The sequence below is a fragment of the Amphritea sp. genome (assembly GCF_048266285.1).
In the GTDB taxonomy this organism is placed as follows: domain Bacteria; phylum Pseudomonadota; class Gammaproteobacteria; order Pseudomonadales; family Balneatricaceae; genus Amphritea.
In genome coordinates this window covers 203,568-217,273 of the sequence record NZ_JBLWZV010000003.1, presented here as the reverse complement: position 1 = coordinate 217,273, position 13,706 = coordinate 203,568, and the positions used below count along the sequence as shown (strand labels likewise).

Genomic DNA, 13,706 nt, shown 5'->3' with positions numbered 1-13,706 from the left:
TTCACTCAGTCAGGGCTTAAAAGTTAATACCGTCAATTTCTGCAACAGTATGGATATCCTTGTCACCCCGTCCCGACAGGTTGACCAGAATAATCTGATCTTTGTCCATGGTTGGTGCCATCTTCATCGCTTCAGCCACTGCATGACTGGATTCCAGTGCAGGCATAATACCTTCAGTCAATGTTAGATGACGGAAAGCATGCAATGCCTCGTCATCATTGATCGCGGTATATTCAGCCCGGCCAATCTCTTTCAGATAGGCGTGCTCTGGCCCAACACCCGGGTAATCGAGACCTGCAGAAACAGAGTGTGTCCCAATCACCTGACCACCCTCATCTGACATCAGCGACGTACGGTTGCCGTGTAATACACCCGGCCGACTACCGGCACTCAATGGCGCGGCATGCTGACCAGTTTCAATACCGTAACCACCGGCTTCAACACCGACCATGCGTACATCCGCATCTTCAATGAAAGGATGAAACAGACCAATCGCGTTAGAACCACCACCGACACAAGCAACCAGCGCATCAGGCAACTTACCTGTTTGCGCCAAGCACTGCTCGCGGGCCTCACGACCAATAACCGACTGGAAATCGCGTACCAGTTTAGGATAAGGATGCGGGCCTGCCGCCGTACCGATAATGTAAAAAGTATTATCGACGTTGGTGACCCAGTCACGCATCGCTTCGTTCATGGCATCTTTCAGTGTCCGTGTACCTGACGTAACAGAGACAACTTCAGCACCCAGTAGTTTCATCCGGTAAACGTTCAGCGCCTGACGACGAATATCTTCTTCGCCCATATAGACCGTACACTCAAGCCCCAGTCGTGCAGCAACAGTCGCCGTCGCAACACCATGTTGGCCGGCGCCGGTTTCAGCGCTCACCCGCGGCTTACCCGTAAACTTAGCCAGCAACGCTTGGCCAATGGTATTGTTCACTTTGTGAGCACCGGTATGGTTTAAATCTTCACGTTTCAGGTAAATTTGCGCCCCGCCTAACTCGCGAGAAAGGCGCTCCGCATGATACAGCGGTGATGGACGACCGACATAATGTGCAAGGTCGCGATCAAACTCTGCCTGAAACTGTGGATCTCGCCAAAGCTTTTCGTAGGTCTGTTCAAGCTGCTGGAGAGCAGCCATCAACGTTTCAGACACATAACGGCCCCCGAATTGGCCGAAATGACCACTGGCATCGGGCATCTGCTTTGCGATCGCGAGATCTTCTTTAGTTGGCACAAGCTACCTCATTCATAAAGGATATTATTTTAGAACAATCTTTCAGGCCTTTCGCCATTTCCACCCCGCCGCTGACATCAACAGCATAGGGCTTCACTTGGCTTATCGCCATTGCCACATTGCTCTGATCAAGGCCGCCGGCAAGTACCAGCGGTAAGGCGAGATCAGATGGGATGCGCGCCCAGTCAAACGCTTCACCGGTTCCGCCGGGTACGCCTGGACGATAAGCATCCAGCAACAACCCTCGAGCAGAAGCAAAGCGTTCACATTCAGCCATGACATCAATATCCGGAGACATCCGCACAGCCTTAAAATAGGGTCGGCTAAACTGCTGACAAAACACCGGTGACTCATCACCGTGAAATTGCAGTAGATCAATACCGGTCTGAGCCAAAATAGCATTAACCTGCTCGGGGCTCTCATTGACAAACAACGCCACCGTCGTCACGAAGGGTGGCAACTGAGCAATAATGGCTTCGGCCACGGCAGGCTCAACATAGCGCGGACTTGGAGGATAAAAGACAAAACCAAGGGCATCAGCCCCCGCCTCAATTGCCGCAAGAGCATCCTCCAGTCGGGTAATTCCACAGATTTTTACGCGGGTTCGCATCACTTGGATCAGACTATTCAGAAAGAGACTAATAGTAACAGATTGCAGGCCCCGAGGTTAACCGTTTTGCGTTAGGAAATAAGGCCCTAAGGTCGATTTAGGCAACTCATACTGATCGGGATATTTGACATCGACGAAATAGAGTCCGTATGGCGGCGCCGTAATTCCCCCTTTGCGTCGATCTCGGGCATCCAGCACCTGCTTAGCCCACAGTGGCTCCGCCTCGCCACAACCAATGGTCATCAACACACCAGCAAAGTTGCGAATCATATGATGCAAAAAGGCATTCCCCCTCACATCGATAACAATCAGATCGCCAGCACCGTAAATATCCATCGCCTTCACTTCACGCACCGGACTTTTGGCTTGGCAACCAACCGCTCGATAGGAGGTAAAATCATGCTCCCCGAGCAGATAATTAGCGGCCGTTTGCATCCGCGACATATCCAGTTGCTTATGCGTCCAAGTTACCCCTCGACTCAACAATGCAGGCTTCACCGGCGAAGAATAAATAAGATAACGATAACGACGTTCTAACGCCGAAAAACGCGCATGAAAGCTATCATCCACCGGTTTCGCCCAGCGAATAGCAATATCATCGGGTAGCTGAGTATTGGTCCCCATCACCCAGGCACGATCGGGTCGATCCGCCGTGGTATCAAAATGAATGATCTGATAGGTACCACTAACACAGGCATCGGTACGACCGGCACAGATAACGGAAACCGGCTCGTTAGCGATTTTAGAGAGCGCCTTCTCCACCGTTTCCTGTATCGAGGGCACGTCTTTCTCTTTCTGTGTTTGCCAGCCTCGGTAAGCGCCACCGGCATATTCAACACAGAGCGCATAACGACGTAGCTTCGCGGGTTCAGGAATGCCTTGGTCGGCGACAGATGCATCGGCGCATGGTACATCCGCCGAGCCACAAGAAAGGGCGACCGTAGTCGCCCCTTGCTGATGTTGTAACTGGGATTTATCCCGTTGCATAGTACTTCTTATCTTAGCGGTTAATCGGTTTAGGCTTACAAGGCCCGCAAAAAGAACACCCAAATAAAGTGTTACCCAATAGAATTTAACAGACCATTGGCTTCTGATTGCTGAGCCTCATTACCCTCTTTCAATATTTCATCAAGAATATCTTTAGCGCCATCAAGGTCTTCCATATCGATGTAAGCCCGCGCTAGGTCCAGCTTGGTTTCAACCTCATCGGCATCTTCAAGCAGATTCAGATTATCCAATGCATACTCTTCAGTATCATCGGTCATATCCAAGCTCAGCTCATCACTGCCAGCATCACTTAACAGCATCTCTAGTTCAGAATCTAACTCTGCATCAAGATCTTGACTGGCACTCGCTTGATTAACAGGCGTCGCGATTTCGGTCTCATCAAGGACTACCTCATCCTCACCATCAAGCATCGCCTGAAGATCAGCATCCAAGTCCATATCCAGCTCTTCAAGATCAGACTCACCTTCAGCCAGCAGCTTATCCAGCTCTGCATCGGCATCAACATCAGCCTCACTATCATCAACCGCCACTTCATCAGTGGTAAACTCACTGAGTGTTAAGTCATCCCCATCAAGCTCTTCAACCGCAGCATCATCGGCAACATCATTCAGGTCAAACTCAAGCTCTTCAACCTCGGCAGGTTCAGTCACATCCACTACATTAGCATCAGTTACTTCCGCTTCATCAAGATCAAAATCGAGATCGAATTCATCTTCACTCGCAACGTCTTCCGTGATATCGGCTTGCGCTGCACCAGCATCGCTGTCATCGGCCAAACTATCGAGATCAAACTCTAAATCGGTTTCATCGGAGACAGGCTCAGCCTTTGGCATAAGCTCTGTTTCAACATCAGCTTCAACACCCTCAGGGGCGTCAAAATCACCAAGTAGATCGTTAATATTATCCGCTTCTGGCTCCTCTTCCGACTCATCCATCGGCAGATCGCCTAGCCCCTCAACTTCAGGAACCCGAAGATCGTTAATATCAAAGGCGTCAGTATTTTCACCAAGAATTGAATCAAGGGCATCATCAATCTCTTCAGTTTCTTCGACCTCTTCAACGTCTGAAGCAACCGGGGCTGAATCAAAGTCATCATCAAAGCCGAGATCAAACTCATCTTCGTTGATGCCATTCTCACCCGCCGTCTCAACCTGCTCCATATCCATGTCAAGATCGAGATCTAAATCATCAAGATCCGCATCTTCAATCACAGGCTCTAGATCATCGGCAGCAGTCTCTTCAGCAACAGCCTCAACCACTTCGTCATCTGTTACCTGGTCAGCTACCGCCGCAGTTGCGGCCGCCGCAGCCACTGCAGGCGCAGCATCAGAAGCTTCTTCTTTCTTGCCTCGACGCATCAACAGCAGCGCCAACAAAAATGCGATCAGCGCACCACCGGCTGCACCAATATAAAGACCAAACTGTTCGATCAAACTTTTCTCAACCGCAGGTGCTGCTTCAGCCGGCACCACAGGGGCGGTAACGGGCTGGCTCTTAGCCGATTCTAATTCAGCCTGCAACTCAGCCATATGCTGATCTTTCAACTCTAATAGACGCTGCAGACTTTCCATCTGCTGCGCGAGCGCATCAACCCGCCCGCTTAACTCTTCATTCTCACGCTGAATCTGGTCAACCGTTTCAAGCGCACTGGCTAGCTCAGTTTCTAGCTGCTGGTTTTTTTTTAGCAGTTCAGAATCTGCCTGACTCATGTCTGTATCGGCCGCCTGAGCTGAAACCCCGCCGGTTTCTGCTGTTTTCTCAGGAGAGACTATCTTCAGTTGCCCCTGGGCCGATCTGGCAGCAACGTCATTAGTCTTTTTTCCGGACATCCCTCCACTTTTATCCGTGTTCGGCGGCAGGCCTTCTGTTTCAGCCCCCGCTTTCGAGGTAATACCCTGCTTCCAACGCTGCGTCTGACGCCAAAACTCTTCATTTGCCTGCTTACGATCCAGCGCCTGAACTTCACTCAGCGAAGGAATATCCATCACAACACCAGCTCTTAACTGGTTAACATTGTTATTACGAAAAGCTTCAGGATTCTTGCGTTGCAAAGCTAACATCATCTGCGCTTCGGTCACCGAACCGGCCGGTTTGTGAAGCTTAGCAATATCCCATAGAGTGTCATTAACATCGACGTACACCTGACCATCAGTCATTCGGGTACGGATATTATTAACCGGCTTTTGTGGCGCCATAGGACGAGCGGCAACCGTATTCGATGAGCCAGCAGCGGCAGAACGCGCGGGCTGAACAGTCACCGGCGGCGGTGTCGGATCGTAAATAGGCGGATCAAGCAGCACGGTGTATTCACGCACTAAACGACCACTCGGCCAGTTCACTTCCAGCAGAAAGTTCAGAAAAGGTTCTTTAACCGGCGCTGTCGAGGTAAGCACTATCGTACCCTGACCTGAGGGCCCTGCCTTAACCTGAAACTTCACATCGGAGAGAAAGCGTAACTTCTCAATCCCCGCCAATGCGAAGTCATCGACATTACCCATCTTGGGTTGCACCTGTTGCGGGTCAACCGACCGCATTTGCAACAGCTGTATTTCCGCTTGGAGGGGTTCGTTCAACGCTGATGTTATTCTGATCTCACCGAGACCAAGCGCATGTGCAGTTGAGGTCCCTAGTGCACCTGCAATTGCCAAACTTAGGGCTAATTTGCGCAGCATATTTTCGCTTCCTTAATTCCCCGGGTCCTGAACATCACATAAAGTCGTCAATATTCAGAAAGTTACATATCCAGTATTACTGACCAAAGTATTCATTAAAACCTATGTTTAATCAACAACTCAGATCGGCCATAAATAGCTAAACTTCAGCCTTTAAAGCAGCCTTCTCTTAAACAACAAGCGAAAAACGCTCAAAAAAACAAGCCCAATCAAAGAAATAACACTTTAAATTCAGCATATTACCAAAACATCTTAATCTAAAAGAACATCACAAACAATTATTCTCTAGGGCGCTAATCGATACTAGCTAAGCTGCATGCTCATTGAAACCGCTTCACTATAAAATAATTATTCTGCTTTAATTGACCTAAATCACCACCCTACAGGCAAAAAAAACCGGCCTTATCAGCCGGTTATATTTTTAGCATTCGCTTAGCCTTGCAGCAAAATACGCAGCATACGTCGTAGCGGCTCCGCGGCACCCCACAGCAATTGATCACCAACGCTGAAGGCATTAAGGTATTCATCACCCATATTCAGCTTACGAAGACGACCAACAGGCACGCCTAGCGTACCGGTCACTTTCGCCGGCGTCAGATCACGGGCAGTGATATCACGCTCATTAGGCACCACGCTCACCCAATCATTCGCTTCGGCAATCATGGATTCAATCTCATCCATCGGCACATTTTGTTTCAGCTTAATAGTGAAAGCTTGGCTATGACAGCGCATTGCACCGATCCGTACACAGGTGCCATCGATCGGTACCGGATTACTGCTTAAACCAAGAATTTTGTTGGTTTCGGCATAGGCTTTCCATTCTTCACGACTCTGGCCGTTATCCAGTCGCGTATCAATCCAAGGAATCAATGAACCTGCCAGTGGTACACCAAAGTTGTCCGTTGGCATTGCATCAGAACGAATGGTCGCTGCCACCTGACGATCGATATCCAGAATAGCGCTTGAAGGATTGGCTAGATCCGCCGCAACAGAATCTTTGATCACACCCATTTGTGAGATCAACTCACGCATATGTCGCGCACCACCGCCAGATGCCGCTTGATAGGTCATGGAAGTCATCCATTCGATCAAGCCAGCACTGAACAAGCCACCTAAGCCCATTAGCATCAGCGAGACTGTGCAGTTACCGCCCACGTAGGTTTTTACGCCATTCGCTAGACCATCTTTGATAACATGCATATTCACCGGATCAAGCACGATGATGGCATCATCTTCCATCCGCAGAGAAGACGCCGCATCAATCCAGTAGCCATTCCAGCCAGCGCTACGCAGAGCACCGTAAACCTGTTTCGTGTAGTCGCCGCCCTGACAGGAAATAATGGCATCCATCTGTTTGAGTTCATCAATGGATGTGGCATCTTTCAGCGCCGGAATATCTTTACCAATATTCGGACCTGGCTGACCTGCTTGGGATGTTGTAAAGAAAACAGGCTCTTCGATATGCTCGAAATCACCCTCTTCCATCATGCGCTGCATCAGCACAGAACCTACCATTCCGCGCCAACCTACAAAACCTACACGCTTCATCTGCTCCACCAAAAACTATGCGAACCTGTTATCAGGTTCCTGAGAATAAAAACAACAAAGCTGCCACATCAAAGTCAGTGGCAGCCCGTTATGACTCTTAACGTTCGAGCCCATCAATTATGCAACAATTTAGCTACATAGACTATCTGAATCTGGGTACTTTATAACCAATCAAAGCCATAAAACCAGCATTACGCCTGCAGAGCAGCGATTACCGCATCGCCCATTTCAGAGGTCGATACTTTCTGCATACCTTCTGACCAGATATCACCCGTCCGTAAATTCTGATCCAGCACTTGGCTCACAGCGGCTTCTATACGGTCGGCGGTTTCACCGGCTGCCAATGAATAGCGCAGCATCATCGCAACAGACAGAATAGTCGCCAATGGGTTAGCCATATTCTGACCGGCAATATCTGGCGCAGAACCGTGGCACGGTTCATACATACCTTTGCCATTCACATCCAAAGATGCCGATGGCAACATACCGATAGAACCAGTGAGCATCGCCGCCGCATCAGAAAGAATGTCACCGAACATATTACCGGTGACCATCACATCAAACTGCTTCGGTGCACGCACTAGCTGCATCGCCGCGTTATCAACATACATATGGCTCAGCTCGACATCCGGATACTCTTTGGCGAGTTCTTCCATGATTTCACGCCACAGCACGGTGACTTCCAGTACGTTCGCTTTATCGACGGAGCAGAGACGCTTATCGCGCGCCCGTGCTGCTTCAAAGGCAACCCGGCCAATACGGCGAATTTCATTCTCATCATAAACATAGGTGTTATAACCTTCGCGAACGCCATCTTCTTTGACACGCACGCCGCGAGGCTGACCGAAGTAGATACCGCCTGTGAGTTCACGCACAATCAGAATATCCAAGCCAGAGACCACTTCAGGCTTCAGCGTGGACGCATGTGCCAATTGTGGATAGAGAATCGCGGGACGCAAGTTACCGAACAAACCTAAGTTTGAACGTATACCCAGCAAGCCCTTCTCCGGGCGAATCTGAAAATCAGGATTCGTGTCCCACTTAGGACCACCGACGGCACCCAGCAGAATCGCATCGGCCGCACGAGCCGCTTCTAAGGTTGCTTCTGGCAGAGGCACACCGTCGGCATCAATCGCGGACCCGCCAACCAGTGCTTCGGTCAGCTCCAGATCCAGATTATCTTGTTCATTAACCAACGCCAAAACACGGCGCGCCTGACCGACAATCTCAGGGCCAATACCGTCACCCGGCAAAATCAGTACATTTCTAGACATTATCTACTTTCCTTTCATCCAGGCTGCCAATCAGCAGCAGCCAGATCGTCAATATATTAAATACGCTTACTTGATGGCATCAAACAGCCAGGGCGCCTGTTCACGACGGCGCGTTTCATAGGCTCGAATATCCGCTTCATTCTGCAAGGTGATACCAATATCATCCAAGCCATTCAGCAAGCAGTGCTTACGGAAGCCATCGATACTAAAGGTCATCTCTTCACCGGAGGGTGTAATCACCAATTGGCGTTCCAGATCGATACTGAGCTGATAGCCTTCGGTTTCAGCCGTTTCTTTGAACAGCTGATCGAGTTGTTCATCCCGCAATACAATCGGCAATAAACCGTTTTTAAAGCAGTTATTGTAGAAAATCTCAGCAAAGCTTGGGGCGATCACACAGCGAAAACCGTAATCATCCAGCGCCCAAGGGGCGTGCTCACGACTCGAACCGCAACCGAAGTTTTCCCGTGCTAATAGAACACTAGCCCCCTGATAACGGGGCTGATTCAGGACAAACTCGGTATTCAGCGGACGCCCTTCGCAGGACTGATCCGGCTGACCTTCGTCCAGATAACGCAGCTCATCAAACAAGTTTTTACCGAAACCGGAACGCTTGATCGATTTCAAAAACTGTTTAGGAATAATCATATCGGTATCGACATTGGCCCGATCCAGCGGTGCAGCGATACCTGTGTGCAATGTAAACTTATTCATCTCGCTCTCCCGATACCTTATTAAATCAACTCACGGACATCAATGAAGTGTCCGGTTACTGCTGCAGCACCCGCCATGGCAGGGCTGACCAAATGAGTCCGTCCACCGAACCCCTGACGCCCTTCAAAGTTACGGTTAGACGTGGATGCACAATGCTCACCATTACCTAATTTATCCGGGTTCATCGCCAGACACATAGAACAGCCAGGCTCGCGCCATTCAAGTCCCGCTTCGATAAAGATTTTATCCAGCCCTTCTTGCTCTGCCTGCGTTTTCACCAAACCAGAACCCGGCACCACCAGCGCCTGAATAATGTTAGCCGCCACTTTGCGGCCTTTAACCACTTTTGCAGCATCCCGTAGATCTTCAATGCGGGAATTGGTGCAGGAACCGATAAACACCCGGTCGAGCTGAATATCAGTAATTTTTTGATCGGCCTTAAGTCCCATATATTTCAGCGCACGATTGATACCATCCACTTTCACCGCATCTTTCTCGGCATCAGGGTTTGGCACCTGACCGGAGATACCCACCACCATTTCCGGTGAGGTTCCCCAGGTTACCTGCGGCTCGATATCGGCGGCATTGATCTCAACCACCGCATCAAACTCGGCATCGGAATCAGACACCAGACCACGCCACTCGGCAACGGCCGCATCCCACTGCTCGCCCTTCGGCGCAAAGGGACGACCCTCAAAATAATCGATAGTGATCTGATCCACCGCAACCAAACCCACTCGCGCACCCGCTTCAATTGCCATGTTGCAGACGGTCATACGCCCTTCCATCGACATCGCGCGGAATACATCGCCACCAAACTCAATCGCATAACCCGTACCACCCGCGGTACCGATCACGCCAATAATATGCAGCACAACATCTTTAGCGGTCACACCGAGGCCCAGCTCGCCATCAACGCGGATCAACATGTTCTGCATTTTTTTAGTAATCAAACACTGGGTCGCTAATACATGCTCTACTTCAGAGGTACCGATACCGTGCGCCAAAGCACCCAAGGCACCCAGTGTAGCGGTATGAGAATCTCCACAGACCGCGGTACTGCCCGGCAGGATAGCCCCTTGCTCCGGCGCCATCACGTGGACGATACCTTGGCGATGATCATTCATCTTGAATTCAAGGATGCCGAACTCATCACAGTTGGCATCGAGGGTTTTAACCTGAATTTTTGATACCGGATCAACAATCAAATCAACGCCGCCAGACCGCTCAGTGGTTGGCACGTTATGATCCGGTGTTGCGATATTGGCATCCACTCGCCATGGCTTTCGACCCGCCAAGCGCAATCCTTCAAACGCCTGAGGTGAAGTCACTTCATGCAGGACCTGGCGATCGATATAGATCAGAGAACTACCATCTTCATTGGTTCGCACTAAATGCGAATCAAACAATTTGTCGTATAACGTTTTTCCAGCCATTGAAGGTCACCTCACTGCGTCTTGTTAACCGGCTTGTTCGTTACCGGCTTTTTATAGGCTGCCATCCTAATCCACCATTTGTCAGAAAACAAATTCATTATTTTTATAGTTTGCATTCCAAAGAGGAATGAATAGACTGATAGCAATCATTCAAGGCAGGTGTATATGGATACCAACTCATTACAAGCCTTTGTCGCCGTTGCTGAAAGCGGCTCTTTTTCCCGAGCGGCGGAACAGCTTTTTCTGACCCAATCGGCGATGAGTAAACGCATTCTAATACTCGAACAGCAGCTCAACAATCGCTTATTTGATCGCATTGGCCGCACGGTTAGTCTGACCGAAGCAGGCCGCGAACTGCTACCCAGAGCCCGTCGAATATTACTCGAATTAGAAGATGCCCGCCGCTCGCTGAGCAACCTCAGCGGTGATGTTAGTGGCACACTATCCGTCGCCGCCAGCCACCATATTAGTTTGCACCGCCTGCCTCCTGTATTACGCCAATACAGTTCTGAGTTTCCTGAGGTAAAGCTCGATCTGCGCTTCGATGAATCGGAGATCGCCTACGACAATGTGGTTAAGGGTAATTTGGAGATCGCCCTAATCACCCTCGCCCCGAGTCCCGATCCAAACATTCATTGCCAGACAATCTGGCGCGACAAGCTGAACTATGTTGTTGCCCCTGATCATCCACTAGCCTCATTAGAGCAGGTCACGCTAGAACAACTTTGCCGCTACCCTGCTATTCTATCTGGCCACGCCACCTTTACCCGGCAACTGGCGGAACAGCAGTTTTCACAGCTGGCACTGCAGCCAGACATTGCCATGTCCACCAACTATCTCGACACCATACGCATGATGGTCGAAATAGGACTGGGCTGGTCTCTACTGCCTGAAACCATGACCGAAAACAGTTTAACCGTGCTAAAAGTAGATGCACCAGCGGTCACCCGCGAGTTGGGATACATCACTCATAAAGAGCGCACCTTGAGTAATGCTGCCTGTCACTTTATTCAGCTTTTAGAACAAGCAGCAGAAAAGGGTTCATAATCCGCACCCGCTTCATTAATATGTTCATACCGACATTGTTTAGGAACCGATAATGACCGAAAGCTCAGGCAGTGATAGCTGGTTACAGGAACAACTGCAACGCTGGCAAGAGATAGCGCAACAGCTACCACTCAAATCGGAGCAGTGGCAGACGTTCCTCGATAGCCTTCAGGCAGGCCCCAGCACCGACTTTCGAGATCAGCAGGCCAACCTCCTGAATCTGGTTAAGCATCAGTCGGAACAGTTCAACCACTTTGCTGAGTCGCTGCTACAAAAAGCCAGCGATGATATCAGCCATGCACAACTCGTCGATCAATTGCAAACCTATATGCAGCACCAGTGTAATGATCTGCTCAGCCGGCAGTGGCATATCCCAGAGCCTTTTACTGCCCTGATGAAAGATGCCGTGCTTAACAGTGAGTCCCTATCCCAAGCCCCCCTGCGTGAGCTAATAGAACAACTCGCTAAAGCGCCGGAGATTGGCAACGGTCCCTATAGCCCCGCACAACTAAGATCCTTGGCTCAGGCGATGCTCGATTATCAAGATTCACTGCAAGAGTATCTGCAGCAATACGAACATATCTTTGAACAAACCGGTGAAGACCTGAAACAGCTGTTGGATCAATCAACCAGCGATATCGATAGTCTAAATGCACTGCAAAACCTCTGGATCGAGTGTTACGAAAAAGCCTATCGCGATACCGTCTTCACCGAACAATACCAAGCCGCCCACGGCCGTATCAGCAACAGTCTCAATCGTGTACGTAAACTAGCGTTCGACAGCCGGGATAACAAATTTAAAGAGCTTGGCCTTGTGACCCGCGCCGAACTCGACAGCGCCATTCACCAACAACATCAGCTGCGTAAACAGGTGCGCCGTCAGCAGCAAGAGATTGACGAGCTACGGGCGCTGATAAACAGCCTAGCGCCACAAGCAACTCAATCCCGGCAGCGAGGCAAAGCCTGATGAGCGGCTTTAAATTCAACCCGGAAAAAGTCGCCGCCGAACTCAACCAGTTTAGCCAACAGCTGCTACAGAGCTTTACGACCCTGCAACAACTGGATGAAATATGCGTTGGCCAAACCCCTAAAGAGGTGATTTATCGTGAAGACAAGCTGCAGCTACTGCGCTATCAAAGTGATAAAACCCCAGGGCGAAAACGTTGCAAAACACCCCTGCTCATCTGCTATGCACTGGTTAACCGTCCCTATATGGTCGATCTCGATCAGCAACGCTCTTTTGTCAAACGGTTACTAGAGCTAGGGCTAGATATCTATCTAATCGACTGGGGTTATCCCGATGCCGCCGATCGTTATCTCGATATGGATGATTATATCAACGGTTATATCGCCAACTGTGTCGATCAGGTGCTAAAAGATTCTGGCCAAGCGCAACTTAACCTGTTGGGCATCTGCCAAGGCGGCACTCTCAGTTTATGCTATACCGCTCTGCACCCCACTAAGGTTAAAAATCTGATTACCATGGTGACCCCCGTGGACTTCAAAACCCCGGACAATATGCTTAGCCATCTCGCCCAGCAGATTGATATCGATCTGGCGGTCGAAACCTACGGCAATATCCCCGGCGCAATGCTCAACGATGCCTATAATGCGCTCATGCCGATGCGCTTAGGGCTACAAAAGAACCTCAATATTCCCCGCCAACTAAAGACCCCAACCTCCGCGTTGAACTTTTTGCGCATGGAAAAATGGATCTATGACAGCCCAGATCAAGCTGGCGAGATGTTCCGCCAGTTTCTCACCACCTTTTTTAAGCACAATGGCTTTATCAATCACAGTGCTACGGTAGCCGACACGCCGGTCGATCTGCAGCAGATCCATCAGCCCATATTGAATGTCTTCGGCAGTGCCGACCATCTCGTTCCTCCCTCTGCATCCCGCGCCCTTAAAGGCCTCACGGACAGCAAGGACTATAGTGAATACGAAGTTGCCTCCGGCCATATTGGTGTATTCGTCTCAGGAAAGTCACAAACCGAGGTCGCCCCCGCCATTGCCGACTGGTTAAAACAGCACGAATAACCACAGAATAAAGCGCCGATAATTAAAAATTATCTTTTTTCCGCTGGGTTTCTCATCTAAAATTCGGCCTTTCTTTTTGTCGTTAACAAAAAACCGTTAGGTTTTTTAGCCGGAGTT

At 49.9% G+C, this 13,706-nt stretch carries 11 protein-coding genes; 3 read left to right on the top strand and 8 right to left on the bottom strand.

Going from position 1 to position 13,706, the window contains the following annotated elements; translation table 11 throughout:
- Positions 1–16: 16 nt before the first annotated feature.
- The 8 genes from trpB to leuC all read right to left on the bottom strand — a co-directional run bounded on the left by trpB (position 17) and on the right by leuC (position 10,502).
- Positions 17–1,204: a tryptophan synthase subunit beta gene (trpB, locus tag ACN0T0_RS06335; protein ID WP_417224503.1), complete on the bottom strand. Its 1,188-nt coding sequence runs from the start codon at positions 1,202–1,204 to the stop codon at positions 17–19.
- Positions 1,205–1,229: 25 nt separating this feature from the next.
- The gene (locus ACN0T0_RS06330) at positions 1,230–1,850 is read right to left on the bottom strand and encodes a phosphoribosylanthranilate isomerase (protein ID WP_417224320.1); all 621 of its coding nucleotides are present in this window, start codon (positions 1,848–1,850) and stop codon (positions 1,230–1,232) included.
- Positions 1,851–1,907: 57 nt separating this feature from the next.
- Positions 1,908–2,837 carry a tRNA pseudouridine(38-40) synthase TruA gene (gene truA / locus ACN0T0_RS06325; RefSeq protein WP_417224318.1) on the bottom strand — a complete coding sequence of 310 codons (930 nt, stop codon included), beginning with the start codon at positions 2,835–2,837 and terminating at the stop codon, positions 1,908–1,910.
- Between the two features lie 71 nt (positions 2,838–2,908).
- Positions 2,909–5,530, bottom strand: coding sequence for a FimV/HubP family polar landmark protein (locus ACN0T0_RS06320; RefSeq protein ID WP_417224317.1), 2,622 nt, complete (start codon positions 5,528–5,530; stop codon positions 2,909–2,911).
- A 432-nt stretch (positions 5,531–5,962) separates the two neighbouring features.
- Complete coding sequence (gene asd / locus ACN0T0_RS06315) at positions 5,963–7,078, bottom strand: aspartate-semialdehyde dehydrogenase (protein ID WP_417224315.1); 1,116 nt, start codon at positions 7,076–7,078, stop codon at positions 5,963–5,965.
- 191 nt (positions 7,079–7,269) lie between these two features.
- Complete coding sequence (gene leuB, locus ACN0T0_RS06310) at positions 7,270–8,352, bottom strand: 3-isopropylmalate dehydrogenase (protein WP_215950954.1); 1,083 nt, start codon at positions 8,350–8,352, stop codon at positions 7,270–7,272.
- A gap of 66 nt (positions 8,353–8,418) precedes the next feature.
- Positions 8,419–9,066, bottom strand: a complete 648-nt coding sequence (gene leuD / locus ACN0T0_RS06305) for a 3-isopropylmalate dehydratase small subunit (RefSeq protein ID WP_417224313.1) — start codon at positions 9,064–9,066, stop codon at positions 8,419–8,421.
- Between the two features lie 20 nt (positions 9,067–9,086).
- Positions 9,087–10,502, bottom strand: a complete 1,416-nt coding sequence (gene leuC / locus ACN0T0_RS06300) for a 3-isopropylmalate dehydratase large subunit (RefSeq protein ID WP_417224311.1) — start codon at positions 10,500–10,502, stop codon at positions 9,087–9,089.
- A 165-nt stretch (positions 10,503–10,667) separates the two neighbouring features.
- Here leuC and ACN0T0_RS06295 point away from each other — a divergent pair, with 165 nt between their 5' ends.
- From ACN0T0_RS06295 to phaC, 3 genes are read left to right on the top strand one after another with little or no spacing between them, the layout of a single operon-like run.
- Complete coding sequence (locus ACN0T0_RS06295) at positions 10,668–11,549, top strand: LysR family transcriptional regulator (protein ID WP_417224310.1); 882 nt, start codon at positions 10,668–10,670, stop codon at positions 11,547–11,549.
- A gap of 52 nt (positions 11,550–11,601) precedes the next feature.
- Positions 11,602–12,516: a poly(R)-hydroxyalkanoic acid synthase subunit PhaE gene (locus ACN0T0_RS06290; RefSeq protein WP_417224309.1), complete on the top strand. Its 915-nt coding sequence runs from the start codon at positions 11,602–11,604 to the stop codon at positions 12,514–12,516.
- The gene (gene phaC / locus ACN0T0_RS06285) at positions 12,516–13,589 is read left to right on the top strand and encodes a class III poly(R)-hydroxyalkanoic acid synthase subunit PhaC (RefSeq protein WP_417224307.1); all 1,074 of its coding nucleotides are present in this window, start codon (positions 12,516–12,518) and stop codon (positions 13,587–13,589) included. The genes ACN0T0_RS06290 and phaC overlap by 1 nt, the downstream gene beginning before the upstream one ends.
- Positions 13,590–13,706: the final 117 nt, after the last annotated feature.

Excerpts from the sequence above, each read along its gene's own strand:
- asd (WP_417224315.1), bottom strand. The coding sequence starts at position 7,078 with ATGAAGCGTGTAGGTTTTGTAGGTTGGCGCGGAATGGTAGGTTCTGTG.
- phaC (WP_417224307.1), top strand. The coding sequence starts at position 12,516 with ATGAGCGGCTTTAAATTCAACCCGGAAAAAGTCGCCGCCGAACTCAAC.
- leuC (WP_417224311.1), bottom strand. The coding sequence starts at position 10,502 with ATGGCTGGAAAAACGTTATACGACAAATTGTTTGATTCGCATTTAGTG.
- truA (WP_417224318.1), bottom strand. The coding sequence starts at position 2,837 with ATGCAACGGGATAAATCCCAGTTACAACATCAGCAAGGGGCGACTACG.
- ACN0T0_RS06290 (WP_417224309.1), top strand. The coding sequence starts at position 11,602 with ATGACCGAAAGCTCAGGCAGTGATAGCTGGTTACAGGAACAACTGCAA.
- ACN0T0_RS06320 (WP_417224317.1), bottom strand. The coding sequence starts at position 5,530 with ATGCTGCGCAAATTAGCCCTAAGTTTGGCAATTGCAGGTGCACTAGGG.
- leuB (WP_215950954.1), bottom strand. The coding sequence starts at position 8,352 with ATGTCTAGAAATGTACTGATTTTGCCGGGTGACGGTATTGGCCCTGAG.
- ACN0T0_RS06295 (WP_417224310.1), top strand. The coding sequence starts at position 10,668 with ATGGATACCAACTCATTACAAGCCTTTGTCGCCGTTGCTGAAAGCGGC.
- leuD (WP_417224313.1), bottom strand. The coding sequence starts at position 9,066 with ATGAATAAGTTTACATTGCACACAGGTATCGCTGCACCGCTGGATCGG.
- trpB (WP_417224503.1), bottom strand. The coding sequence starts at position 1,204 with ATGCCCGATGCCAGTGGTCATTTCGGCCAATTCGGGGGCCGTTATGTG.
- ACN0T0_RS06330 (WP_417224320.1), bottom strand. The coding sequence starts at position 1,850 with ATGCGAACCCGCGTAAAAATCTGTGGAATTACCCGACTGGAGGATGCT.